Source organism: Streptomyces sp. NPDC051677, from assembly GCF_044453465.1.
GTDB lineage: Bacteria > Actinomycetota > Actinomycetes > Streptomycetales > Streptomycetaceae > Streptomyces.
Genome location: NZ_JBITCT010000003.1, coordinates 19,580 through 45,239, shown reverse-complemented (window position 1 = coordinate 45,239; position 25,660 = coordinate 19,580). Strand labels below are relative to the sequence as shown.

Genomic DNA, 25,660 nt, shown 5'->3' with positions numbered 1-25,660 from the left:
CTACCGCCGTCGTTCCTCGGCCGTCCTGTGGCGGATCTCCGTGTCGGGGCCGGGCGAGCACAGGCCCACGTGCCCGTCCTCGAAGCGGACGCGGTACGGGGGGTTGCCTCCCTGGCCCAGTACCTCGACGATCTCGCCGACCTTGTCGTGTTGGCCGACCACCCTGCCGTGCTGGACAAGCTGGTCGCCCTTGGTTGCGCGCATCTGTGGGGCCTCCTCACCGGATGCGGAAGCGGCGGCACGTTCTGCCGAGCCGGTGCCGTGAACCGGAAGGCTCACCGCCCCGCGACGCCCGGCACGGCGCTAGCCGCGCGCCCGCTGCGTGACCGCGATGCAGATGAGCACGGCCGCGGCCGTCAGCGGAGCGGCGGGCGTGAGGTGCTCGCCCAGCAGCAGCACCGACCACACCAGTGTGAGCAGGGGTTGGGACAACTGCAACTGGCTGGCCTTGGGAATGCCGATGGCGGCCATGCCCCGGTACCAGACGACCAGGCCGAGGAACTGCGAGCCGGCCGCGACCCACAGCAGCCCGGCCACGCTGTGCGCGGTCAGCCGGACGGGCTCGTGGGCCAGGGCGAGCGCGGCGGCGGGCACGCTCAGCGGCAGGCAGCACACCAGGGCCCAGCCGATGACCTGCCAGCCCGGCATGACCCGGGCCAGCCGACCGCCCTCGGTGTAGCCGGCCGCGCACACCAGCAGCGCCCCGAACAGATACAGGTCGGCGGTGGTCAGCGCGCCGCCGCTCTGCTGCACGGTGAACGCCGCCACCGCGCCCGCGCCGGCCAGGGCCGCCGCCCAGAAGGTGCGGGAGGGGCGGGTGCCCATGCGCAGGGCGGACAGCAGCGCGGTCGTCAGCGGCAGCAGACCGACCACGACGGCGGCGTGCGAGGTGGTGGAGGTCCGCAGCGCGAGCGTGGTGAGCAGCGGGAAGCCGACGACGACCCCGGCGGCCACGACGGCGAGCCCCGCCCAGTGCCGCCGGGCGGGCAGCGGAACCTTCAGCGCGAGCAGACACGTGCCCGCGATCAGCGCGGCCAGGACGCTGCGCGTGGCCACCAGCGACCAGGGGCCGAAGCCCTCAAGACCCCAGACGGTCGCGGGGAAGGTGAGGGAGAACGCGACGACGCCGAGGGCGGCGAGCAGGGTGCCGAGCCGGCTCGACTGCGGCGGGGCGTCCGCCGTGCGTGGCCCGGCGTCCGGGGTGCTGACCGCTATCGCGGGCCGGTCAGTAGCGCTATTCTGTGTCTTCATGCAAGAGCGTAGCAGTGTGGGTGAGCTGGCGGATCGGCTGCGCCGGGAGTTCGACCGCTACTCTCCCGGTGGAAAGCTCCCGTCGAGCCGGGCCCTGGTCGAACGGTTTCGGGTGAGCCCCGTGACGGTCTCGCGGGCGCTGGCGCAGCTCGCCGCCGAGGGGCTGGTGGTGACCCGGCCCGGCGCGGGCGCGTTCCGGGCGCGGCCGACGGGGACGACCGGCACGCCGGCCGGCGACACGTCCTGGCAGGAGGTCGCGCTCAGCGCGGACGGCGCCGCCGACCTCGTCCCGCGCTCCGTGGACGCCTCCGGGGTCACGGTGTCGCTGGCCGCCCCGCCGCCCGGCGTGGTCGAGTTCAACGGCGGCTATCTGCATCCCTCGCTGCAGCCGGAGCGGGCGATGGCCGCGGCCCTGGCGCGGGCCGGGCGGCGGCCCGGAGCGTGGGGGCGGCCGCCCATGGAGGGGCTGCCCGAGCTGCGCGAGTGGTTCGCGCGGACCATCGGCGGCTCCGTCACCGCGGCCGAGGTGCTGGTCAGCGCGGGCGGTCAGGCGGCCCTCACCACCGCCCTGCGCGCCCTCGCCCCGCCCGGCGCGCCGGTGCTCGTCGAGTCGCCCACCTACCCCGGCATGCTCGCGATCGCCCGCTCGGCGGGACTGCGCCCGGTACCGGTCCCGGTCGACCCGGACGGGGTGAGACCGGAGCTGCTCGCCGACGCGTTCCGGGCGACCGGCGCCCGGGTCTTCGTCTGCCAGCCGCTGTTCCAGAACCCGACCGGCGCCGTCCTCGCGGCCGGCCGGCGCGCGCAGGTGCTGCGCATCGCGCGGGAGGCGGGCGCCTTCGTCGTCGAGGACGACTTCGTGCGGCGGCTCGCGCACGAGGACGCCGGACCGCTGCCGCGTCCGCTCGCCGCCGACGATCCCGACGGCGTCGTCGTCCACGTCGGCTCGCTCACCAAGGCGACCTCGCCGAGCTTCCGGGTCAGCGCCCTGGCCGCCCGCGGTCCGGTTCTTCAGCGGCTGCGCGCCATCCAGGTCGTCGACACCTTCTTCGTGCCCCGCCCGCTCCAGGAGGCGGCCCTCGAACTCGTCGGCTCGCCCGCCTGGCCACGTCATCTGCGGGCGGTCGCCGCCGAGTTGCGGGTCCGGCGGGACGCGATGACCTCGGCGCTGCGGCTGCGGCTGCCCGAACTCGCCCTCCCGCACATCCCGTCCGGCGGTTACCACCTGTGGCTGCGGCTGCCCGAGGGCACGGACGAGAGCGCGTTCACGTCCGCCGCCCTGCGCGCGGGCGTCGCCCTCACCCCCGGCCGCCCCTACTTCAGCGCCGAACCCCCGGCCGCTCATGTGCGGTTGAGCTTCGCGGCCGTCGCCGGGACGGACGAGATCGCGGAGGGGGTACGGCGGCTGCGGGCGGCGGCCGACGAGGCGCTCCCCGGAAACGGTTCGACACGGCGGCCGTGATGCGGTGAGGATCCCCGCATGAACGACACCCTGCCCCTCGCCGAGGGCTACGAGATGTCCACCGACCCCGCCCGCGTCGACGCCGGGCGCGTGCACCGCTGGCTGTCCACGGACGCGTACTGGGCGATCGGGCGCGATCGGGCGAAGCAGGACCGGGCGATCGCCGGTTCGCTGAACTTCGGCGTCTACGAGACCGCGTCGGGGGAGCAGGTCGCCTACGCGCGGGTCGTCACGGACCTCGCGACCTTCGCGTGGCTGTGCGACGTGTACGTGGATCCGGCGGCCCGGGGCAAGGGCCTCGGCACCGCCCTCGTCGCCGCCGTACGCGACCACCTGCGGCCGCACGGGCTGCGCCGCATGCTGCTGGCCACGCACGACGCGCACGGGGTGTACGAACAGGTCGGCTTCGCGGCGCTGGAGAAGCCCGACCAGTGGATGGCGCTCGTTTTCTAGCGACTTGTCCGACCGGGCCTGACTCGCCGGTAAGAATTCCCGGATCCGTCGGCCGACACCCCTTGACCTGCGCAGTTGTGCGGCTCACCATCACCGCATGCCACTTCGGGTCACGTTCGTCGCCGCCGCTCGCAGCTCCTCGCTGCTCGCGGAACGCTTCGAGGACGACCGGCCGCTGGACCAGGCGGGCTGGGACGAGGTGCAGCGGGTGGTCCCCGACCTCCTGCCCCTCGCCGCCGCCGAGCTGCGCTACTGCTCGCCCACCCCGCGCAGCCGCACCACCGGCGACGCCCTCGGCTACGCCCCGCTCGTGCAACTCGCCCTGCGGGACTGCGCCATGGGCCGCTGGCGAGGGCTCACTCTGGGCGAGGCGATGGCCCGCGAGCCGGCCGCCGTGGACGCCTGGCTGGCCGACCCGCTGGCCACGCCGCACGGCGGCGAGTCCCTGCTGGACTTCATCACCCGGGTCGGCGACTGGCTCGACACCCGTCCGCTCGGGGACGGCGACCGGATCGTGGCGGTCGCCGAGCCCGGCGTGATCCGGGCCGCGGTGGTGTACGCGCTCAAGGCGCCTCCGTCGACGTACTGGAACATCGACGTACGCCCGCTGTCGGCGACCACCGTCACCGGCCGGGGCGGCCGCTGGAACCTGCGGCTCGAAGGGGCCTCGGTTCAGCCCACCCGCACGTAGTCGGTGGTGAGCAACAGGTCCTTGCTCGGTCCGGCCACGCGCCAGACCGTCCGCCAGTGGTCCGTGTCCCGGACGGTGAACTCGCCCCGGTAGAGGTCCGCCGCGCAAGGGTGGTCGGCGATGTGCCGGCCGCTCGTCAGGTCCAGGTCGTGGAAGGGGCGGCCGTCGGCGAACCGCACGTCGGCCGTGCCGGGCGTCGGCCCCGGCAGGAAGCGCAGGGTGCGCTCCGCCGGCCGGGCGACGCCGAGCCAGACGAACGCGCCGGACTCCTCGTGCAGCAGACCGTCGTGGCCCGGGCCGCCCTCCTTCAGCGCGCTGAACACCGTGATCCCGTCGAAGCGGCCCTCGTCGCCGCTCGCCCGGTCCCGCACCGACCGCTGCACCCGCCAGCTCCCCGCGAGGTACACCAGTACCTCCGGAACTGGCCGGAACTCGCCCATCTCCAGCCGCCCTCCGTCACATCCATTGCTGCACGCCCCATTGACGCGTCTCGGCCCCCTCCCTATCTTGCCGTTCGAAGTGCTGATCATTGTCCGACATTTCGAACAACTGGCATACGATGCGCACCACTGAGCCGCGGAGTCACTCATGTCACGCAGCACCACCCGCACCCGCTGGAGAATCGGTCTCACCTCGACCGCCCTTCTGACGGCCACCGCCCTCGTTCCCGCACCCGCGCACGCCGAGGCCGTGACCGACTACGCCATCACCGTCGACCCCGGCGCCAAGGGCGCGAAGATCGACGACACGATGTACGGCGTCTTCTTCGAGGACATCAACCGGGCGGCCGACGGCGGCCTCTACGCCGAGCTCGTGCAGAACCGATCCTTCGAGTACTCCACCGTCGACAACCGGTCATACACCCCGCTGACCTCCTGGACGGTCGACGGCGCCGCACAGGTCCTGAACGACTCGGGCCGCCTCAACGAGCGCAACCGCAACTACCTCTCCCTGGGCGCCGGTTCATCCGTGACCAACGCCGGCTACAACACCGGTGTCCGGGTCGAGCAGGGCGAGAAGTACGACTTCTCGGTGTGGGCCCGCGCTGAGAGCGGCGCCACCCTGACGGTGTCGTTGCAGGACGCCGACGGCGCCCTGGCCACCGCCCGCAAGGTGGCCGTGAAGGCGGGCGGCTGGGCGCAGTACAGGGCTGCCTTCACCGCCACCCGGACCAGCAGCGACGGCCGGCTGAGCGTGGCCTCCTCGGCGGCGACCGCCCTCGACATGGTGTCCCTGTTCCCCCGTGACACGTACCGGGGCGAGCCCAACGGCCTGCGCAAGGACCTCGCCCAGAAGGTCGCCGCCCTGCACCCGGGCTTCGTGCGCTTCCCCGGCGGCTGCCTGGTCAACACCGGCTCCATGCAGGACTACAGCGAGGCCTCCGGCTACCAGCGCGCCCGCTCCTACCAGTGGAAGGACACCATCGGTCCGGTCGAGCAGCGCGCCACGAACTCCAACTTCTGGGGCTACAACCAGAGTTACGGCCTCGGCTACTACGAGTACTTCCGTTTCGCAGAGGACATCGGTGCGATGCCGCTGCCCGTGGTCCCCGCCCTGGTGACCGGCTGCGGCCAGAACAAGGCCGTCGTCGACGACGCGCTGCTCAAGCGGCACATCCAGGACACGCTCGACCTCATCGAGTTCGCCAACGGGCCGGTCACCTCGACCTGGGGCAGGAAGCGCGCCCAGATGGGCCACCCCAAGCCCTTCCACCTCACGCACCTCGAGGTCGGCAACGAGGAGAACCTCCCCAACGAGTTCTTCGCCCGCTTCAAGGAGTTCCGCGCCGCCATCGCGGCCAAGTACCCGAACGTCACCGTCATCTCCAACTCCGGCCCGGACGACTCCGGTTCGACCTTCGACACGGCCTGGCAGCTCAACAAGGACGCCAAGGTCGACATGGTCGACGAGCACTACTACAACAGCCCGCAGTGGTTCCTGCAGAACAACGACCGCTACGACTCCTACGACCGCAGCGGCCCCAAGGTCTTCCTCGGCGAATACGCCTCCCAGGGCAACGCCTTCAAGAACGGCCTCTCCGAAGCCGCCTTCATGACCGGCCTGGAACGCAACGCGGACGTCGTCAAACTCGCCTCCTACGCCCCGCTGTTCGCCAACGAGGACTACGTCCAGTGGCGCCCGGACCTGGTGTGGTTCAACAACCACGCCTCCTGGAACTCGGCCAACTACGAGGTCCAGAAGCTGTTCATGACCAACGTCGGCGACCGCGTCGTGCCGTCGACGGCCACCGGAACCCCCTCCCTGCAGGGCCCGATCACCGGTGCCGTCGGCCTGTCGACCTGGGCGACCAGCGCGGCCTACGACGACGTGAAGGTGACCGGCGCGGACGGCGACGCGCTGCTGAGCGACGACTTCTCCGGCGACGCCTCGAAGTGGACGCACACCGGCGGCGGCAGCTGGTCGCTCCAGGACGGGCAGTACGTGCAGACCGACACCGCCGCCGAGAACACCATGGTCTCCGCCGGTGACCCGAGCTGGCACGACTACGACCTGCATGTGAAGGCCACCAAGAAGTCCGGCAAGGAGGGCTTCCTCGTCGCCTTCGGCGTCAAGGACACCGGCAACTACTACTGGTGGAACCTCGGCGGCTGGAACAACACCCAGTCCGCCGTCGAACAGGCCGTGGACGGTGGCAAGTCGACGCTGATCTCCAAGGCCGGAAGAGTGGAGACGGGTCGTGCCTACGACGTCGACGTGAAGGTGCGCGGCCGTCACGTCACCCTCTACCTCGACGGTCAGGAGTGGGGCAGCTTCACCGACGACAAGCCGGCCGAGCCGTTCCGCCAGGTCGTCACCAAGGACCAGAAGACCGGCGACCTGATCGTCAAGGTCGTCAACGCCCAGTCCACGGACGCCCGTACGGCGATCGACCTCGGCCGCGCCAAGGTCGCCTCCAAGGCCGAGGTGACCACGCTGGCCGCCGCACCGGACGCGGTCAACACCGAGACCGCGACCCCGGTCGCACCGGTGGCCTCCACCTTCACCGGAGTCTCCCGCACGTTCACCTACACCTTCCCGGCGAACTCGATCACCTTCCTGCGGATCAAGCAGCGGTAGTCGGTTCACCTGCCTGACCACAGCTGTTCTCCCGGGGACACCCAACCCACCGCGAACGCCGGCCGTCTAAGTCGGCGAGTCAACGCCGGTGCGGGGAGGCGTCCCCGGGAGAACACCGGCCCGTGCCGCTTCTCCGGGGGGCCTGTCCGACGTGGATCGCTCGACCCTGAACAAGCACGTCCCGTCGGACCCGGCCCCGGCACTGCCGCCGGTGAAGTCCCTCTCGGGAGGGGCGCCCCGCCGCCCGCAGCGGCTCCGGCTGCCCCGCCCGACGACCGAGCCGCGGCAGGCCGCCGCCCTGCTCGCCGCGGTGATCACCGTCACCGCCTTCTGCGCCGCCGACGTCGTCGCCCGCAGCTACCCCTTCGGCCCCCGCACCCGGAGCGTCAACGACCTGGGCAACCAGTACGTGCCGTTCCACGCACACCTGTGGGACCTCCTGCACGGACGGGCCGACGGCGGTCTCCTCGTCAACTGGCAGTCCGGCTACGGCGCCGGCTTCCTGCCCGACCTCGGCACCTATCTCACCAGCCCGTTCGCCCCGCTCGTGGCGGTGTTCCCGCGGGACGAGATCGACCTCGCGGTGTATGTGATCACCGTGCTGAAGGTGGCGTGCGCGGGAGCAGCCATGGCCTGGCTGCTGCTGCGCCTGCGACCGGGGCGCTGGTGGGCGGCGGGACTGCTGGGCGCGTCGTACGCGCTGTGCGGCTGGACCGTGGCGAGCGCCGTGTACAACCTCATGTGGCTGGACGGGCTCATCGCCCTGCCGCTGCTGTGCCTGGTCGGCGAATGGGCGCTGACCGGACGGCGGCCGTTCCTCGGCGTGGCGCTCGTGACGGCGGCCTGGATCGCCAACTTCTACACGGCCTACATGGCCACCCTCGCCGCCGGACTCGTCCTGCTGCTGCGGCTGTCCCTCTCCGGTCTCCCGCGCCGCCGGATCCTCGCGGCGGCGGGCCGGGCCGGCGCCACCGTCGCGCTCGGCATGGGCCTGGCCGCACCGCTGGTGGCCGTCGTCTACTTCGGCACCGAGCACGCCTCGCCGGGCCGGTTCAAGGACTTCACACCGGTGTCGAGCGAGGACCTGCTGGCCCGCCTGCTGCCGACGACGTACAGCTTCGGCTCGCCCGCCCTCTACGTCGGCGCCACGGCGCTGCTGCTGGCCCTCGCCCTGCCCTTCCACCGGGCCGTTCCCGGGCGGGTGCGCGCCGCGTGGACCCTGCTGGCAGCCGCGATGACGCTGTCGATGCAGTGGGCCCCCACCCAGCTGTTCTGGCACGCCTTCACCCCGCCGCAGGGCAGCTCGTACCGTGAGGCGTTCGTGCTGTGCGCGCTGCTGGTGATCGCGGCATGGACCGCGCTCTCGTACGGTCCGCCCGACCGGCGCGCGCTGGGCGCGGCGGGCGCGCTGTACGCGCTGATCGTCGCCGTGGCGAGCCGTAGCGATCTGGTGCGCTCCGTCGCCTGGCCGGTGCTCCTGCTCGCCGCGGCGGGCGCGCTGGGCGGGCTGGCCCTGCTGGGCCGCACGGACGCCGGGCGTCCCGTGCGTCCCGCACGGGCTGTGCGTCTCGTCGGCGCCGGGCGCCGCACCCTGCCGGCCGTGCTCGCCGCGGTCCTGCTCATCGGGACACAGCTCGGCGAGGCCACCGCCACCGCCGCCGTGGCCACCCGGCTGCGGCTCGGGCACATGGACGACTACGCGCCCTGGGGGGACCGGCAGGAGCAGCAGGCGGAGGCGATCGCGCAGGCGGACGGCTGGCCCCGCTACCGCACCGACCCGGGCCGGGAGCAGACCGTCGGCAACGACCCGCTGCTGGTGGGCGGCCAGGGCGCCCAGTACTACAGCAGCCACACCTCCGACGTGCTCTTCCGCACGCTCACCGCCCTCGGGGGCGGCTGGACCTCGGGCGGCCGCAGCCTGCAGAGCCTGGACAACCCCGTCACCGACGTGATCTTCTCCGTCGGCGCCCGGGTGCACTCCCCGCCGGACCCGCACCAGAACTGGTTCCCGCAGGACGGCACCGGGGTGACCGTGTCCCGTCAGGACGTGCCGCCCCTGGTCACGGTGCGACCGCCCGGCACCTCCGCGCACACGCCCGTCTCCGCCTTCGGGCCGTCCCCGTACCGCAATCAGGAGCTGCTGCTGGGCGCCCGCGTCTACACGGTGCCCCGGCTGACCGTGCGCACCGCCGCCGGGACGACGCCCGAGCGCAGCAAGGGCGACCCGCCCGGCGTGCGTCTTGACCCCCTTCGCCGGGGTGCGGCCGGGGCCCGGCCGACGATCACCGCCGAGTGCGCCGCGGGCAGCGAGGTGTACCTGTGGGCGCCGCACTTCGCGGGCGCCGCGCGGCTCACCGGCGACGGCGCCGCCGGTCCGACCGGCCGGTTCCGGTCCGACCCCGTCTCCAAGCTCGCCGCCATGGAGCCGCTCGGCGCGGTCCCGGCCTCCGGGCGGCTGCGGATCGAGCTGTCCCCCAACCGGCCGAGCACCGTCCCGGACGGCGCGGTCGGCTGCCTGGACACCGCCGCGCTGCGCGCCGCCGCCGACCGCCTCACGACCACCGGCGCCACCAAGGTGTCGGTGGACGACGACACCGTCCGCGCCGAGCTCCCGGCCGGCGCCCTCGGCACCGCCGTCCTCTCGGCCCCGCGGATCGCCGGCTGGCGCTGCGCGGTGGACGACGACATCGCCGTGCCCGCCGGTGAGTACTACGGTCTGATCGCGGTGTCCCTCGACGGCTCCGCGGCCAGTGTCACCTGCACGTTCCACCCGCCGGGTCTGCGCCTGGGCGGGGTGATCGGGGGCACGTCGCTGCTGGCCGCGATCGGGCTCGGCGCCTTCACCGTCGTCCGCCGACGGAGCGCCGTGAGCAGCGCTTCGGCCGGCGGGTGAGCGCCCCGCGTCAGGACGGGGCGAGGACGCAGAACTCGTGGCCCTCCGGGTCGGCCAGGCACGTCCAGGGGACGTCGCCCTGGCCGACGTCGAGGTCGGTGGCGCCGAGCGCCCGCAGCCGGGCTGCCTCCGCCGCCTTGTCGTCACCGGGGTACGGCAGCAGGTCGAGATGGACACGGTCCGGCACGGTCTTCACGTCGGGCGTGCGGAGGAACTCGAGATACGGGCCGACACCCCTGGCGTTGCGCAGCACCGCGTGCTCGTCGGTCACCTCGTGCAGGGTCCAGTCCGTCGCCTCGTCCCAGAACCGGGCCATGGCCCGCGGATCCACGCAGTCGACGACCACCGCCGCGATCGGCCCGGTGTCCCGGTAGACCTCCCGAGGCTCCAGCACGCAGAACTCGTTGCCCTCGGGGTCGGCGAGGACCGTCCACGGCACGTCGCCCTGACCCACGTGGACGGGCGTCGCGCCGAGAGCCCTCAGACGCGCGAGAAGCTCCGCCTGATGGGCCGCGGAGGCGGTGGCGAGATCGAGGTGGACACGGTTCTTCGTCGTCGTCTTGGGTTCCGGCACGGGAACGACGTCGATGCCGAGGACCACCGGGTCCGGCCAGACGAGGCCGCCGGCGGGTCCGACGTAGGTGGTCACGCCGGGGCTGTAGGCACTCCAGCCGAGCGCCTGCGCCCAGAACCGGCCCACCGCCGCGTGATCAAGAGCCTTCAGGTTCACCATGACGGGTCTCAGTGCCATGCGTGTGACCGAGAACTTTAGTTGGCGAATCATGGACTGAGACGCGCAGGTCGGGGGCGAGTGGAGAATCCTTGTTGGCAAATCATGAGAGGGATAGTTGGCAAATCATGGTTGCCGTCGTTGACTCTCTGTAACTGGAGGTAGCTCTACCTGCGACGACACCAGCGAGACGCTGAGTGTGCTGCACAAGGCTTGCGAGATGACCGAGTCGACTGGCTAGGCCACCACTGGGCCGCCCTGGTCGTGGACGGGCTGGGGAACTGGCTGCCCCTCGATGTCTGAGGCGTCAACCACTCTCGTTCTCCTGAGGGGTGGCGTTCCATGCCAGGCCGCCGAGGTCGAGTTGGTGGCGGGCACGGGTGACGGCGACGTAGGCGAGACGGGCGTCCGTGCCGCCTACTTCCGAGGCCTGGTCGGCCGCGCTCGTGCTGGAGTTGGGGGCCTTCGGCTGGGGGAAGTCGTTGCCGATCCTGACGGTCGGCCATTCGCGGCCTTTGGCTTTGTGGGCGGTGGAGACAGTGACGTCGGCGTGTGCTTCCTCGGTGAGGTCGGACACGGCAGCGAGGATGGCGTCGGGACCGTGGGTGTCGACGAGGTCGACGAAGGGCTGCAGGTCGCAGCCGCCCGGATCGTAGGCGGCGTAGTCCTGCAAGTCGCCCCAGGACGCGAACAGCACCAGCTCGGGGTGATGAGTGCGGTGCCCTTCCTTCAAGTCGCGTGCGGCAGAGGCGAGTTGGGCCAGTTGCTGGCCTCCCCGGGTGAGGGCTACGCGGTGTCCTTCGCCGAGCAGACGCATGACCTCTGTCATCGCGCCGATGTTGGTGCGGCACAGCACGGCGTCGGGGTGGTCGACGCTGCTGACCTCTGCGGGAACGCTGGTGGTGCCCGTCAGCCGGATAGGGGCGTCGGCGAGCGCGAGCCACCGGTTGGCCTCGTTGGCGATCTGGGGCCCGAAGCGGAACGAGCGGGTGAGGGTCAGCTGTTCGGCGTCGAAGCCGGTCATCACGTCGGTTGCGCCCCGCCAGCCGTAGATGGCTTGGGCGGAGTCGCCGACCATGACGAGCTGGGCGTGGTCGCGCTGTGCGGTGAACACCTGCTCCAGCACCGGATTGGTGTCCTGGGCCTCGTCGAGGAGGAGGAAGTCGGCCTCGATCTTCGGCCTGGTCAGCGCCCACATCTTGAGGTAGTGGTCGTGTTCGAAGCGGACGACGCCGTGGTCGGGGCACTGCAGGTCCGCCCATGCCTTGGCGGCGAAGGGGAGCACGAGTTCGGCGAACTGTCGATGGGCGGCGGGGGCGTCGAGGCCGCGTAGGCGCGGCACGTGGTGTTGGGCCAGTGCGCTGTCGGCGGAGTGGCAGAAGCGGGTGACGGTGCGCAGCACGTTGTGGGACAGGGTTCTCTGGCTGATCTCGTGGTCGGCGATCCGTACGGGGCGGACGATGCCAAGGGACTGTCCGGTCTTCCAGGCCGGCTGGCGGGGGTTGTTGAGTCGGTCGGCATAGCGGTGCCCGAGTGCGGCGAAGGCGGTGGCGTGGGCGGTCCGGCACTGCACTGTGGACGGGAAACGGGCTGCGGCGTCCTGCGCGATGTCCTTGTTGAAGGCCAGGTAGCGTCCCCGGCGTTTGGTGCCGGCGGCGAGCATGCACAGGGTGCTGGTCTTCCCGGTTCCGGCTCCGGCCTGCAGTGCGAGGTGCTGTCCGGCGCGGAAAGTGTCCGCCGCGTGGACCTGTTCGTGGGTGGGCGTGGGCAACGTGGGCTCCGTGGGATGGGAACGGCCGGAACGAGGCGCAGCGGGTGGCTGCGTCGGGCCGGGGAGTCGACGGCGGGCTCAGCGTGGCAGACGTACCTGCAGAAGGCGGCCTGCGGCGCAGGCCAGAACTTCTTCCAGGGGGTGGTGGGTGAGCAGGCGCTGTATCTGCGATTCGAGGCGGTGGCGCCGCTGGCGTTGCTCGTGCGCGAGATAGGCCGTGATTCGTTCGGTCAGGACGTCCTCGGCGCGCTGGCCAAGCGCGGCCGCCTCCTTGCGGATCTGCGCGTCGGCGCGGCGGCTGAGGGCGACATTGAGCAGGACATGGCCCTGGCGGTCGGGATAGTGCGTGGTCAGTACGTCGATCGGCAGGACCGTGTCCAGGCGGCGGCGCAGGCGGTGCAGGGCGCGGCCCGGGCTCTTGCCGCGCTGCACCGTCATCAGCCGGGTGCGGTCTGCGTTCGCGGCGAACGTCACCCGGTGGCGGGCCTGGTGAAGTTCCCGAACGGTGGCGGGCCGCGTCAGGACGATCTCGACGGCGTACTGATGCGTCACGACCAGACCCGCCGGGGTGCGGGGCCGCCGGGGCGGCGCCCGTGCGTGGGCAGGCGGGTGTGGATGTGCTCGTGGTGGCGGAGCGGGTCGAAGGGTTCCCAGTCCGCGACGGCGAGGTCACCGGCAGTCGACGCTGTGGCATGGTCCCGACACCGTTGGGTGCGCCAGCGCAGCTGTTCCTGGTACGGCAGTGCGGACAGGCTGTAGACGGCCATGACATCCGACGGCAGTGCGAGCTGACCGTGGTGCACGGTCGCGGGTACCAGGGTCCACACCCCGTGCAACCCGCCGGGGCCGAGGACCTCGGCCGTACAGCGGGTTCGGCGCCGGGTCTGGGCGACGCACTGGATCTCATCGACGGGGCGGGAGGCCAGGTAGCGGACGAACAGCAGCTGCACGACGGGCCGGGCCGGACGGCAGACGGCCTCGCCCGGCGGCGGGCCGCCTGCCAGTGTGGCAGGTGGAGCGAGGACTCCGGTGTCCAGCAGACGGCGGGTGCGCAGGGCGAGAGCCCGGCGCAGGCCGGACAGCTGCGGCGCGGCCGTCGGAGCCGGGCGGGCTGGGCACAGCAGGTCGTGTGCCAGCCGGCACCAGCTGCTCCCGTCGCCCGCGGGATGGGCGATGCCGCGGGCGACGTGCCAGCGGCAGGACGCCGGCACCCCGGCCACCGGCAGTTCGTGCGGATGCAGCCGCACCAGCCGGTGGTCGGCCCCCAGGTAGCACTCGACCGGATTGCCGCATTCGCGGCAGGACGTGGTCTGGCCGCATCGCAGCAACCGGCTGGCACTATCGGGGGCGATACGCAGGGACCGCCGCTGGGGCGCGCTCGCACGGCTGCCGTCCCAGCGCCGCGCGGAAGGAGAAGGAGAGGAGCACATGCGGGCGAACCTGCCAGCCGACACGCCCCGCCTGCGGTACGCGACCCTGATGATCCCCCGGGCAGAGCAGAACGGGGCGACAACAGTGCGAACGCTTGCTCGCGCATTCGATAGGGCGTTGCCGGATCGAGTGAATCGCCGCCGACGCTGGACGGGCCCGTATCAGCTATCGGAGCTGTCGTCGGTGCCGGGGAGGCCGTGCTCGTGGCAGAGGGTGGCGAAGAGCTCGTCGAGCGGTGTGTCCAGGGCGTGTGCGAGGGCGTGCCATGTCTTGAGGGTGCCGACGGTGCGGCCCTGCTCGATCTCGATCAAAGTGCGCCTGCCCAGGCCGCTGCGGGAGGCGAGCTCGTCGTAGCTCCACCCGCGCTCAGCCCGCAGATGCCCGAGCTCCAGTCGGAGGGCGTCGAGGTCCGGATCGGGAGGCAAGATCGTCACCCGACCATCCGACGGTGCAGACCCCTGCCCTGTCAGTGCAGACCTCTGCCCTATTTCTCCCGATGGCTCCACCGGCGGGAGGGCAGGGGTCTGCACTACGGTGTCGGCCGTCCCGCCGTACCGCGCGGTGGGGCTGACGCCGGACCGGGAAGGGAGGGACACACGCCCATGAGGCTGCACACCGTGTGTCCTCAGGTGGCGCGGACCTGGACGGTGGAACTGCGATGCCAGACCGGCGGGCTCGTTCTCGTTTGCCAGCACTGTCCCCAGGACGGCCGACGGGTCACCGCGCAGTCCGCGCGCTCGGCGGCCCTTGCTCACCTCGCCCGGCATGCCCGCGGTGACCTGAGGGCTCCTCACCTGCGGATCTGTCAGTGTCATGAACGCGGCTGCCGTTGGCACCGCCGTCACCGCGGGTGCGCGGGGCCCATCCGCCTGCTCCTGGCTTGCGAACGCGGCGGCCGTGTCTGGCGCCTCGCCGACGCCTGCGGCGCCTGCGCCGCGGCAACCGCCCAGGCCGCCGTCGTGCCCGACACCGTGCTGGCCGCACCGTTCCACCCGCCTTCCGCGCGGTCGCGCGGTCCCCGGCCCAGCCGGGGGCCGGGTGAGCGTGTCCGCGTGAGCGAGATCCTCAGCTACCTGGCCGCGGCCCTGCCCGCGGATGTGTCCGCCGGGGCGAGGCTCCTCGCCCTGCAGTGCGCCCTGCGCATGAACGCGTACCTGCACGTCGAACTCCGTGCGGGCCTGCTGCGCAGCCTTCGTATCGATCCGATGCAGGCCTGCCGCGAGTTGGAACAGGCGCGGTGGGCAAGCATGGTGAACGGTCCCGGAGCGGCCGGGGTGGCTGCGGAGCTTCGCGACGCCACACTGCTCGCCCAGTCACCGGCCCGCCCCGACCGGCGGCGCGCGGCCGACTGGGCGTTGCGCACCGGGTGCCCTGCCCGGATCGGTGGGGCAGAGCCGCAGCTGCGACTGTCGGGCGTCTATCTCGCGGCGCGCAGCGATCCGTCCTCGGGGGAGGGACTGAGTGAGTGCGACCGGATCATCCGTGACTGTGGCCTGCGCGATCAAGGGTTCCACGGTGTGCTCAGCCATCTGACGGCGAACGGTGTTTTGGAAGGGTGGTGGATCTGCCCGGATTCAGGCGACGTGCACTGGACGCTAGCGCCGAGGCGATGACCGGCAACCCCTTGCCGACCGTGAGATGTGGGAACGGCCGGCGGGGGTGACTTGGCTCGTCAGACGTGCTGTCGGGTAAGCGGTTGCAGGTTCGAACCCTGGAACGGGATGAGCGAGGGAAACGCCTGACAGCGCTGGCGGCGAGGGGACCGATGGCGACGTGACCGACGTCGCGGCCAGACTCGAACTGGTCACGGTCACCCCAGTGTTCCGCCTTCCTCCTCTGGACCGCGCACACGAGTAGAGAAGGGTGCACGCAGGGGCTGCCGTTGGTCTCTCAGAACACAGGTCCTGTGGATACCGGTGTCCTCCGTCGTCAGGGCATCGCGTAGGTGTCGATCCCGTCGTCAGTCGTGGGCAGTCTCGGCCTCGTCGTCCGGCGTCGTGGAGAGTCCGGCCGCGTCGGCGAGATCGGGGTCCTCCGTGCTCGGGTTTTCAGCAGCTGTGTCCAACTCCTCGTTCGAAGTCCGGTCGCCGTCGCCGAGTGTCGGGAGGACGTACGCCTGGGCCAGCCCCGCAAGGTGGAGGGGGAGGGGGAGAGACAGTGCGGCGGCGTAGTCCGGGGCCTGGCGGAGCTGGTGCATGGCGAGGGCCAGAGCCTCGGGGTCGTCGGGCTTTCCGGGTACGGGTGCGGCCCAGTCGTCATCCTCGTGGCAGCCAAGTACCACGATCTCCACCAGGGTCGGGTTCCAGGCGCTGGTGCCCGCCTGCGAGGTGAGGTTGCCTGCCGCGTTGACCCGGGTGGCGAGGCGGTCGAGTGCGGGGGAGATCGCATGGGTTCCGGGGCGTTCGGTGGTGCTGTAGAAGACCCGCTCGCGCGACGAAGCCCCGTCCACGTATCGCTGCTGGGCATCCTGTGCCCAGAAGCCGGCGGGTTGTCCGTGGGGCTTGCCCGGGTCGGCCAGACCCCACCACTGGGCGCTCTCGCGACCGCCGCATCCGCGCACGCGTACGAGACGCAGTTCGTCGTCCAGTCGTCCCGCCGGGGCGTGGCCGGTCTTGATCAGGTCGCGTTCGGTCTGGCCGTCCTGGAGCCAGGGCCAGTGCAGTCGGCTGTTCTGAGCGTGGGTGATCAGTACGGTGGGCTGCCCTCGGAGGGAGTGCAGCACGCGTTGGAGAAATGCCGAGGTCTCCCTGCGCTGCTGGGCGAGGTTGCTGCGCCACTGCTTGCCGGTGACCCGAGGCGCATCGGGACATGCGTCATCGTCCGGAGTCTCGGGCTCCGTGAATGCTTCGGGGGCGACCTCCGCCTGTTTCACCAGGCCTAGGAGGAACTGCGGGTAGGACACCCATACCCCCGCCGTGTCATCCCAGCCGCGCACGGCTGCGAGGCCTTCCCCGGCCGGGAGCTGGGTGACGAGGACGGCCACAGGCAGGTGCTTGGGCAACCGTGTCGGGCCGTCCTTGCGACGTTTCACCATCCACACCGCCGCGTATTGCAGCGAGTCCGGAAGATCCTCACCGAGGGTGTGCTGTGGCAGGACGCGGACGCCGAGCTGGCGCAGGCCATCGAGCCACGAGCTGTACGTGCGGTGGTCGAGGCTGTCGGCATTGTCGATCTGCCGGTCGGTGGACGGGGTCACGACGAACTGAGTCAGCAGGCCCGCGTCGGCGCATCCGAGGCGAATGGCGAACTTGGGGTCGGCCGACACGGGGCGGAACGTGCTGCGGTGGGCGACTTCCACGAGGGCGACTTCGGGGCGGGAGGGGTCCGCGCCGTCCGCGCGGAGCCAGGCGCGCAGGGCGCGGCGCCGTTCGGCGACGGCCGCCGCGAGCGCCGCGCCTTTGCCCTTGACCGCCGCGTCGGGCACGAGCCGGTCGCCCAGTCCTTCCGCGAGGGGCATGCAGCGCAGCCGGAGTGTGACCTCCGCCGTCCGCCATTCGAGGATGACCGGTGCTCCGGGCGTGGCCTCGTCGAAGTCCCGGTCCGTGACGTGGGCGGCACTGGCGCCGCCGTCGCCGTCCAGGCCCAAGGCCTTGGCGAACTGTTGCACTGCCTCGCTGCGCACCTCGGGCGACTGCCACAGCAGCCGGGCCTCCACCATGGGCGGGCCGGCCCGGTCCGGGCCGTGGGCGGCGATCCGGGCCTGTGCCGCGAGTGCCACGCGCCGTGCCTGGGTCTCGCGCAGTAGCTCGGCCTTCTTGGCCTCGTCGGTCCTGGGCTTGGGCCGCCGGTTCTGCGGCGCGCCGATGCCCTTGCCGCGTCCGCGCGTGAGGTCGGGTACCCGGGCCAGTGTTTCAGGGAGGGCCTGCTCGGCCCATTCGGTGAGCTGGGCCCGCTGGTTGGGCATGAAGCCGGTGCCGATCTCGTGCTTGCCCATCCTGGTGCTGTGGACCACGGAGGCCCGGACGCCGCGGCCCTCGCCGATCCAGGAGACCGGTTCGGTGAGGAGCTGTTCGGGGTCGGGGAAGTTGCCGGCGAGGCTGAGTCCGCGCAGGATGCCGGCGGTGTCGTTCTCCGACCAGACGAAGGTGTCAGCGGCCCGGTCGCGGCGCAGGCGTGCCAGTGCGTAGCGTTCGGTGGCCGGTGCGCCTGGCAGCCAGGGGATGGTGGGCCGCAGGTAGACCGTAGTGGCCTCCCGGTAGGGCAGGTTGAGGCGTTTGGTGGTGGTCCGAGGGTGGGTCGCCCAGCGGCGTACACCCCAGTGCAGGTGGAGCCGCGGCCGGGGGTCGAACGGCGTGGTGTGCAGGGAGATGTTCAGAAGGACGGAGAACCACCACTCCTTGCGTTTGACGGTGCGGCACAGAGGCTGCGACATGAGTTCCGCGCCCTGGTCGCGAGGTCCGCGGGGCAGCGCCCGGAACCGCAGTTCTCCGCCCTCGAACGGGAAGGGATCGAGGGTCAGGATGCGACGTGCCAGGGTGTCGGTGGCGAGTTGGAACTGGCGCGGTTCCGGAGCAGCGGTGCCGCCCCGGGTGGTCGTGGTGGTGAGGAGTTCGACGCCGGTGACCGGCTGCCACTCGGGCAGCTTTTGCTTCAGCTCGGTGCTGCTCGCGAGCAACAGCGAGCGAAACCGGGGATCATGTGCGGAGTCCTTGGGACCGAGGGTACGCAGCCAGGCGTCGAGGAGTTGCTGCATGGAACGGCCGGGGAGGGGGTCGGGCGCCGAGGCCGGTACGTACATCCAGAAGTCTTCGGCGGCCGGCGGCCCCGACTCGACGGGGATCCGCGGCCGGGGACGGACGATCACGTCGGGGGCGAGGGTCTGGAGCACGCCGTCGAGTCGGCGGGTGGGCAGCGACGGCTGCCGCTTCTCCTCGTCCCGCCCGTGGTTGTGCAGTTCGAGGAGTCCGGCGTGCCAGTGTTCGGGGAAGGGGAGCGCATGGAAGTCCTCGGTCCAGGAGGTGCCCTCCTCGGCCAGGTGGTACGCGGAGCGGCGGATGTTCTTGTACATGTCGGTTCTCCCTGCGATGTCCGTACGTGGGCGGGCGCGGTTGTCCGCCGACAGTGCTGCCCAGGGCGGTGGTTGGCGTGCTTCAGTCGACCGATCGCGGGCCGGGTGATGTCCCCATTGCACACAGCGCTTCGTACAGCGGGCGGTAGAGCAGCTTGACGAGTGCGGCGTCGGCGGGGTCGGTGCGCCTGCCGTACGCGACGGCGTCGGTGTCGCTCTGGGCGAAGTACGGCGCCAGGACATCCCGCAGTCGGACGAGTAGCCCCGGGTCGCCTGTGCCGCGTGGACGCCGGCTCTGGCCGGTGAAAGGGGCCTGTGCTGCGGCGAGTCGCGGTGCGAAGGCCGCGTCGACGAACACGACGCGGGCGGGTACACCACCGCGGACGAGGCGCCCGATGACCTGCCAGATGGTGACGAGCTGGTCCCAGACGAAGGACTTCTTCTCGTCATCGGAGAGCGAGGAGTAGATGTAGGGCCGTGACAGTACGTGTCGCCACACGCCGCGTGCGGTGGTCCTGAAAGCGCTGCCTGCCGCGTTCAGGTCCCCGGCCTGGGTGACCATGTCGCTGAACGTCCCTTCGTCCGGCAGCTTCAGTTGACCGCGTACGAACCGCGTCGCCCAGTCGTTGATGGCGAAGACCGCCAGGGAGAGGTCGTCGGGGCGGGGGTGCGGGCGGACCAGGAAGAACACCGTCCCGAACGCCGCCACCTTCTCCTCGCCGGGCCGTTGGGGGGCGGTGAGGATGTTGTGTCCTCGCTCCACGGCGAGGAGGGGCGCCACGAGCAGTTCGGCGTCCGGGTCGTCGGCGAAGGACGCGAGGTCCCCACGCCGGACCGCTCCCGCTCCCGATCCCGTGCCCGGCGCCTGGCCTCGCGCCGGTGCGGTCCCGTCGACGGCGGCCTCCAGTTCGGCGTCGTCGGCGGCCAGGACCCGTACCCGGCCACGCCAGCGCGGGATCTCGTTCAGGGCGGTGGCGGCCACTTTGGCTTCCGCGTAGCTGCCCACCAGGAGCAGGGCACGTTTGCGGCGCTGGTCGGGGATTTGGGCGAGTTCGCTCTGGAGAGGGGAGGAACTGCCGTCGCTCCGGGATCGGGCGAGCCGGTCGATCATCAGGCGCAGGACGTCCTCGCGCTGGTCGGGGTCCTGGCCGGAGAGCCGGATCGGCTGTCCTGCGGCGTCGTACAGGAACTCGGCTCGGAACACGGTCTTCCGGATGGCGTCGAGAGCCTTGGGCTGCGGCTTCAGTACGGCGCGGACGGGGGCGAGGACGTGGGCCCGGGTAGAGGTGCCGGCCCAACTGGTGCCTGACATCAGCAGCACGTGTGGACCTGCCTTGCCGAGGCCTGGGTCGGCGCCGAGCTGGGAAAGACCCAAAAGTAGTTCCCGGCCCACGCCCGCGCAACGGAAGAAGCGCAGGGTGCCGGTGCGGTGGCCGTCCTTGTTGCGGGCGGCGGCCCGTTCGTCCACCAGGTACTGGAAGCCCAGGACGTTGCCCATGGGCGCTTCGGGCAGCAGCGGCGCGTAGTCGAGGGGCGGGCGGCGGGTCAGCTCGTGGGCCGCGGAGTCCAGCCGTAGCGCTGCCTCCACCTGAGGCCACAGGAACGTCACCCGGTCCAGGCGTTGGTGCAGGGCGGCGAGAACGAGGGTGAACTCCAGCCGCCGTGCGTTGAGTTCACGCCACTCCTCGGTGAGTGGTACGTCCTCGGGGGCAGGTTTCTTGCCTCGCTTGGCATCGGGCATGGGGCGCTGTTCCGGGCCCGGCGCTCCGACGAGGAAGGAGTCGAGGAGCGCGCGGACTCGGCGTCGTGTCCGCTTCTCATCGAGGGTGTGCAGGACGTCGTGGGTGAGGGCCGTGAGCTCGTCGGCGGGGGTTCCGTAGGGGCCGCGTCCTCCGAGCGGATCGTCGCGGAACGTGTCGAAGAACCCGGTGATCTCGGTGCGCCGCTGCGCCCAGGGAGCGTCGGGGACGGGGGAGTCGCCATCGGCTCCGAGCCCTTCGTCGTCCTCGTAGAGTGCGCTCTCGTCCTCGACACCCCCTTCGTTCGCGCTGTCCGGCCGTCCGGCGGCCTGGCCACGCGTCAGCGGGTACCAGGCGTGCAGTAGCTTCTCCTGGAGGGTCCAGGCACTGAAGTAGTCGATCTGCGCCCAGTCCCGCAGGCCTCCGTCGTCGATGAGCATGGCGTACAGCCGGTCCGCGGCGGAACCAACGACGTCCAGGGCGGCGGACCACCGTTCCACGTCCTGGTCGGAGAGCTGCAGCCGTCCCTGCCGGGCGAGTTCGGCGATCTCGTGGGTCTGCAACTGGTCGAGCCAGGAGTCGGAGACACCGGTGGTGACGAGCGTGGCCGACGGGGCGAACATCTGGTCGAGCTGCATCTGTACGCGGTCGGCCTCGTCGACGACGACGATGTCGCTGCGCAGGCAGGCCAGCTCCAGATAGCGCAGGCGCTCGGCGTTGAGCTGACGCGGAACCGCGGTCTGGACGAGACTGGCCGGGTTGGCCACCCAGATCAGCGCGTCCACGAGGTCACGGGCGGCGGAGTGCCGGGGGCAGACGCTCCACAGCGGGCAGGCGTGCGGGGTGCCGAGGTCCTCATCGTCGGTGTCGGTTTCATCTGTGGCAGCCTCCCTGTCGGCGGCGCCTCGGGCTCGTTCGAGCTCGCGTACCGCGCGCTCGGCCGTGGGCTCCTCGGCGGTCTCCTGGCGCCGAGCGGGGTGAAGGGCACCGCACGGCGCGTCGGTGTAGCGCAGGGGCTCGGAGGTGTCGAGTGCGCGCAGGGCGTCCAGCGGGCAGGCGGTGCTGAGGTGGGCGAAGACGGGCCCGGTGTGAGCCAGTAGGGAGTGTTCTCCCCGTGCGGCGAGTCTGCGGTGCAGCCGCTGGGTGTGCTGGGGCCGCGTCGTTCCCCCCTGCACCAGGGCGGCGCTCAGGCCGAGTGTGCGGAACAGCTCGGTCAGCGTCAGCTGTTCGGCCACGTCGCCGACGACGAGAGTGATGCGCAGGCCGTTGTGGTACGCCCAGACGGCGAGCAGGGTCATCAAGGTCGACTTGCCGGCGCCGACCATGCCGACGAGGTGGGTGAGCCGGTCGAGCGGCAGCGCGGAAGCCGCTTCGAAGACCGTCCCGTCCGGGTTACGGGTGTCGAGGTCGAGTTGGGCGAGACGCTGCTCCCAGTTCCCCGCCTTGAGCCCGCGCCGCTGCTCCTCCGAGTCCATCCACCGTGCGACGTCGGCGAGTTCGTCGAGTGGCACGTCGAGGGGGCCTGCGGTGGCCGGGCGTTCGGCGGTGAGGGGGTGGCCGGGAAAGGGGTCCCGCACGAGATCGGCGGGGACCGTGACGGAAGTGCGCCGGTGGCGGCGGTCCATGAAGCGGTGTTCGCCCGCCTCCGCCGGGGGAAGCACCTTCGTGGCGAAGCCGGGGAGGTTCGCGAGCGCGTCGTCGTAGGTGGTGAAGCGGTCGGCCGCCACCTTGAGGGGGACCCGATGGGCGGGCTCCCCGGCCGCCGGGACGCGGTACGCGCGCAGCCGTTCGGGCAGTTCCAGGTAGGCGTCCAGGCTCTGCTGCCACATCCGGCCGCGGCGCATCGGCCAGAGCAGGTGCCGGGCCGCCGCCAGCGCGACCTGTTCGGCGGTGCCAGTGGGGAGCTTCGAGGCCCGTGCGAAGGCGGGGCCGTAGCCGCCGAGGAGCGTCCACGCCCCGTCGGCAGCGTGACCGGGCGCCACGGTCTCCATCAGCCGCAGAGCGAGCTCGACCTGGCAGAGCAGAGCGGGCCGGGTCCCGGCGTGTTCTTCGGGCCAAGGCATCAGTGCGGCGACGACCGGCTGGTACCAGCTGCTGCGGTCACGCATGGTCTGCTCCCTTCTTCCCGGCGCCGTCGGTCGCCGCCGTCTGAATTGCGGACCGGGACGACGCTGCCCCTGCCCCGCCGTGCTCCCTGGCCGGAGGCACGGTGTGCAGGGGCGCGATGGACGCGTCCGGCCCGCGTTCGCCGGACAGCCGCAGCCGCGCGGTCCGTTTCAGCTGGTCGTCCGTCAGCAGCCGCAGACCGCCCGCCCCCGCGCCCCGCTCCTTGGCGTACATGGCCAGGTAGTCACGGCGGGCACGCACCCGGAACGCGGGCACCACCCAACAGGCTTCGTCGTACGGGGGCTCGGGGCGGACGGCGGTGGCGGCGCGTCCGAGGAAGGCGGGGTGCGCCCAGTCCTTGACGTCGACGGCCCACACGTGACCGTCGGGGAAGGTGATGCGAAGGTCGTACGCGTCGAAGCCGGGCCACATCTCGACGGTGAGGCCCAGGGCGCGTAAGCCGCCCTCCAGAAAGACCTCGGCGCGTCCGGGCCCGGTGACGAACTGCCGCAGCGGTTTCCGCAGTTGACGCAGCTCGCCCACCTCGGACGCGACGAGCTCCCGGCCGTGCGGTGGGGGACCTTGGTGCCGGCATTGGTCGCGCTCGCACCACCACTCGGTGTCGGACACCGGATGGAGCAGGGTCAGGCAGCGATGACAGCACAGGTACGCGCCGTCCCGGCGGAACCCGAGCGGGACGGGGGCATAGATCTCCTCGACGAGGAAGTGCACGGGGTCGAGGAAGAGGTCGGTGCTCACCTCGGCCCAGTCCGCCTCAGTGAGGACGGGCTGATTCACCAGGAGGCGACGGAAGGCTGTGTACGACTCGGGTGACGACACGGCCCGGCAGGCGCGCAGGGCCTCGTGGATCACCAGGCGGTCATACTGCCGTCCGGTGCTGTCGCCATACCCCTGCACGGCGAGCTCGTGGCAGAGCTGCGCGGGCTCTCCGGAATCCTCGTCGATCAGCCGGTCCGCGGTGTCGAACAGGTCGGTGGGCAGTCGGTCCAGGGGCCAGCTGCCCAAGGGGCGGGCGCGGGCCCAGCGCATCATCTCGGGCACCCCGGAAGGGGGCTTGGCGCCGTTGCGCAGGCACTGGAGTACCAGGGCGTCCAGGGCCCGCTGCGCGCCCGCCGGGTAGGGCAGAGTGAAGGAGTCGAGGCGGTCGACGGCCGCCAGGTGCAGTACGGCGGTGGCCACGTCCCGCAGGAGGACGACATCGGGGTTGGACAGCCAGTCCGGTACGAGCTGTTGGTCAGGCATGGGGCGTGGCGTCTCCTCGCGGCGAGGTCTGCGTGTCGGGGCTCGGCGTGCGCGGATGGTCGGTGACGTAGGCGGTGCCGGGCCGACACCAGGTCCGGGCCTGACAGCCGTGGCAGTGGCGTCCGGTCCTCGGTTCGTAGGTGGTGTCGTCCAGGAGTGGCTGGGCGAGTTCGGCGATGACGGCCCGGGCTTCGTCGACGTTCTCGGCGCGGCCGGGGTCGATGGGTTCGAGCCGACTCTCCCCGTGGCCTTCACGTAGGTGCTCCAGTTCGACCCAGGAGCGGCGCGGGTCGTCGCCGAGCGCTCCCGCATGGAACAGCAGCACACCCAGGGCGAGTTGGGGATAGGTGCGGAGCAGGGAATCGCGTTCCCACAGCGGGCGGGCCGACGTCTTGGTCTCGCGCCAGATCCACCGGCCGCGGTGGGTGTACACCAGGTCGGGTACGGCGAGGACGACGATGTCGAGTTCGGGCACGTAGGCCGTGACCCGATGCTGTACGAGCACCTGCTCGTCGGCGTCAAGTCCGTTGAGGGGACACAGGAGCCGGTGTTCCGCGAGCATCCCGGCAGCCTCGCGTGCGGAGGTGTCGTCGAGTCCGGCCCTGGCCCGTACCGCCGTCGGCTCGGGGATATCGCGGTCCCGGCAGCCGCGCACCGGGCGTTCGGCGTGCTGCGCGTCGAGCCAGGCGTCGACGGCTCGGCCGCGCTGTGCTCCCCGGTCCTCGGCCGAGAGGTCGTTGAGGTGCAGTCGCCGCACCAGGTGGTACTGGGCGGGGCACTCGGCGTGCAGCCGCAGGTCCCAGACGGAGAGGGAGCGGCGTGGGCGTGCGAGACCCGGAGGGTGCCCGCCCCACAGCCGCGGGGTGCGTTTCAGATCCGTGCAGCCGGCGATGGCCTTGCAGTCGACGCAGCTCTCCCCGGGCCGCACGCCGAGTTGGGTGGCAGCCGTGACGAAGGCAGGCACAGCGTCGTCCCTGAACCGCTGCCTCGCCTCGGCGGGGTCTTCGGAGAGCAGCTCCTCCACGGACCCGTCGGCGCACCCGACGTCGAAGACGCGGACCAATCGGGGCAGGCTGGTGCTCTCGGTCGCGGTGGGCGGAGGCTGGGCGCGTTGCCTGCGGCGAGGCGTGGGCGCGCCGAAGGCCATCACCTGGACCACGGCCCCGAGCTCCGCGTCGGGGCGGCCGGTCTTGGCCCGGCCCATGGAAGGCAGCCACAGGTCGCGCACCTTTCCGTCGGAGGAGGCGTACATGCGGCCCCAGAGGGTGTGCTCGTACTGCCGGGCGCCACGGGCGTCGGGAGCGTCCGTGCGGGGAGTGCGCCACGTCCATGGCTGCTTCACCGGCTTGGTCTCAGGCAGCCCGGCCTCGACGGCGGCTGCCTGTTCGCGGGTACGGGCGGCCACGTAGCGTTTCAGGGCGTGGGCGGTCCAGGCCAGGTGGGAGGGGTGGACTGGGCCGCCCCATCCCCGGAAGGGACCGCGGGTGCCCCGGAGTTCCTCGCGTACCCGCTCCACCGACCATCCATCGTGTTCCAGCAGGTCGAGGGCGGTGAACAGCGGGCCGAATGCGAACTCCTCGCGGGGTGGCCGCCGGAACGGCACGGCCGGGTCGGCGACGAGCAGGGGCCGCATCGCGGTGCGTCGGTGGGTGGGACAGGCCGCGTCGTCGGGCCGGGCCATCCGGGGGCTCGCCCTGATCAACCAGTCGTGGCCGACGACGCCGGGTGGGTTCTGCACGGTGACCCCCGTGGCAGGCGGTATGGGCAGGAGGGTGCCCAGAGCA

The 25,660-nt window shown here is 71.8% G+C and carries 18 protein-coding genes; 6 read left to right on the top strand and 12 right to left on the bottom strand.

The genetic code is table 11. From position 1 onward, the window contains the following. Complete coding sequence (locus ACIBAF_RS04655) at positions 1-204, bottom strand: DUF1918 domain-containing protein (RefSeq protein WP_319335025.1); 204 nt, start codon at positions 202-204, stop codon at positions 1-3. Between the two features lie 99 nt (positions 205-303). Next, the gene (locus tag ACIBAF_RS04650; RefSeq protein ID WP_399461643.1) at positions 304-1,251 is read right to left on the bottom strand and encodes a DMT family transporter; all 948 of its coding nucleotides are present in this window, start codon (positions 1,249-1,251) and stop codon (positions 304-306) included. Here ACIBAF_RS04650 and ACIBAF_RS04645 point away from each other — a divergent pair. The 3 genes from ACIBAF_RS04645 (at position 1,250) to ACIBAF_RS04635 (ending at position 3,857) form a co-directional block, all read left to right on the top strand. Continuing rightward, entirely contained in the window at positions 1,250-2,713 is a 1,464-nt protein-coding gene (locus ACIBAF_RS04645) for a PLP-dependent aminotransferase family protein (protein WP_399461642.1), read from the top strand. The two genes, ACIBAF_RS04650 and ACIBAF_RS04645, sit on opposite strands and share 2 nt — an antisense overlap. A gap of 18 nt (positions 2,714-2,731) precedes the next feature. Continuing rightward, positions 2,732-3,166, top strand: coding sequence for a GNAT family N-acetyltransferase (locus tag ACIBAF_RS04640; protein WP_399461641.1), 435 nt, complete (start codon positions 2,732-2,734; stop codon positions 3,164-3,166). 97 nt (positions 3,167-3,263) lie between these two features. Further along, complete coding sequence (locus ACIBAF_RS04635) at positions 3,264-3,857, top strand: histidine phosphatase family protein (protein WP_399461640.1); 594 nt, start codon at positions 3,264-3,266, stop codon at positions 3,855-3,857. Here ACIBAF_RS04635 and ACIBAF_RS04630 read toward each other — a convergent pair. After that, positions 3,839-4,297, bottom strand: coding sequence for a DUF6314 family protein (locus tag ACIBAF_RS04630; RefSeq protein WP_399461639.1), 459 nt, complete (start codon positions 4,295-4,297; stop codon positions 3,839-3,841). The two genes, ACIBAF_RS04635 and ACIBAF_RS04630, sit on opposite strands and share 19 nt — an antisense overlap. 148 nt (positions 4,298-4,445) lie before the next feature. Between ACIBAF_RS04630 and ACIBAF_RS04625 the strand changes: the two genes are divergently transcribed. Next, positions 4,446-6,935 carry an alpha-L-arabinofuranosidase C-terminal domain-containing protein gene (locus ACIBAF_RS04625; RefSeq protein ID WP_399461638.1) on the top strand — a complete coding sequence of 830 codons (2,490 nt, stop codon included), beginning with the start codon at positions 4,446-4,448 and terminating at the stop codon, positions 6,933-6,935. Positions 6,936-7,086: 151 nt separating this feature from the next. Continuing rightward, positions 7,087-9,828, top strand: a complete 2,742-nt coding sequence (locus ACIBAF_RS04620) for a YfhO family protein (RefSeq protein WP_399461637.1) — start codon at positions 7,087-7,089, stop codon at positions 9,826-9,828. 10 nt (positions 9,829-9,838) lie between these two features. Here the strand turns inward: ACIBAF_RS04620 and ACIBAF_RS04615 are convergent, their stop codons facing one another. The 5 genes from ACIBAF_RS04615 to ACIBAF_RS04595 form a co-directional block, all read right to left on the bottom strand. Continuing rightward, positions 9,839-10,579: a VOC family protein gene (locus ACIBAF_RS04615; RefSeq protein WP_399461636.1), complete on the bottom strand. Its 741-nt coding sequence runs from the start codon at positions 10,577-10,579 to the stop codon at positions 9,839-9,841. A 286-nt stretch (positions 10,580-10,865) separates the two neighbouring features. Continuing rightward, the gene (locus tag ACIBAF_RS04610) at positions 10,866-12,329 is read right to left on the bottom strand and encodes a UvrD-helicase domain-containing protein (protein WP_399461635.1); all 1,464 of its coding nucleotides are present in this window, start codon (positions 12,327-12,329) and stop codon (positions 10,866-10,868) included. Positions 12,330-12,407: 78 nt separating this feature from the next. Further along, positions 12,408-12,881, bottom strand: coding sequence for a hypothetical protein (locus tag ACIBAF_RS04605; RefSeq protein ID WP_382167974.1), 474 nt, complete (start codon positions 12,879-12,881; stop codon positions 12,408-12,410). Then, on the bottom strand, positions 12,878-13,759 hold the full coding sequence (locus ACIBAF_RS04600; RefSeq protein ID WP_399461634.1) for a DUF6083 domain-containing protein: 882 nt from the start codon (positions 13,757-13,759) through the stop codon (positions 12,878-12,880). The genes ACIBAF_RS04605 and ACIBAF_RS04600 overlap by 4 nt, the downstream gene beginning before the upstream one ends. 162 nt (positions 13,760-13,921) lie before the next feature. Then, positions 13,922-14,194 carry a helix-turn-helix transcriptional regulator gene (locus ACIBAF_RS04595; RefSeq protein ID WP_392134679.1) on the bottom strand — a complete coding sequence of 91 codons (273 nt, stop codon included), beginning with the start codon at positions 14,192-14,194 and terminating at the stop codon, positions 13,922-13,924. A gap of 618 nt (positions 14,195-14,812) precedes the next feature. Between ACIBAF_RS04595 and ACIBAF_RS04590 the strand changes: the two genes are divergently transcribed. Further along, complete coding sequence (locus tag ACIBAF_RS04590) at positions 14,813-15,373, top strand: hypothetical protein (RefSeq protein ID WP_399461633.1); 561 nt, start codon at positions 14,813-14,815, stop codon at positions 15,371-15,373. A gap of 347 nt (positions 15,374-15,720) precedes the next feature. Here the strand turns inward: ACIBAF_RS04590 and ACIBAF_RS04585 are convergent, their stop codons facing one another. The 4 genes from ACIBAF_RS04585 to ACIBAF_RS04570 form a co-directional block, all read right to left on the bottom strand. After that, positions 15,721-18,768, bottom strand: coding sequence for a pPIWI_RE module domain-containing protein (locus ACIBAF_RS04585; protein WP_399461632.1), 3,048 nt, complete (start codon positions 18,766-18,768; stop codon positions 15,721-15,723). 82 nt (positions 18,769-18,850) lie between these two features. Next, the gene (locus tag ACIBAF_RS04580; protein ID WP_399461631.1) at positions 18,851-22,615 is read right to left on the bottom strand and encodes a hypothetical protein; all 3,765 of its coding nucleotides are present in this window, start codon (positions 22,613-22,615) and stop codon (positions 18,851-18,853) included. Beyond that, positions 22,608-23,876, bottom strand: coding sequence for a hypothetical protein (locus tag ACIBAF_RS04575; RefSeq protein ID WP_399461630.1), 1,269 nt, complete (start codon positions 23,874-23,876; stop codon positions 22,608-22,610). Before ACIBAF_RS04575 ends, ACIBAF_RS04580 begins: the two co-directional genes overlap by 8 nt. Beyond that, on the bottom strand, positions 23,869-25,614 hold the full coding sequence (locus ACIBAF_RS04570) for a PD-(D/E)XK nuclease family protein (protein ID WP_399461629.1): 1,746 nt from the start codon (positions 25,612-25,614) through the stop codon (positions 23,869-23,871). The genes ACIBAF_RS04575 and ACIBAF_RS04570 overlap by 8 nt, the downstream gene beginning before the upstream one ends. Positions 25,615-25,660 lie beyond the last annotated feature (46 nt).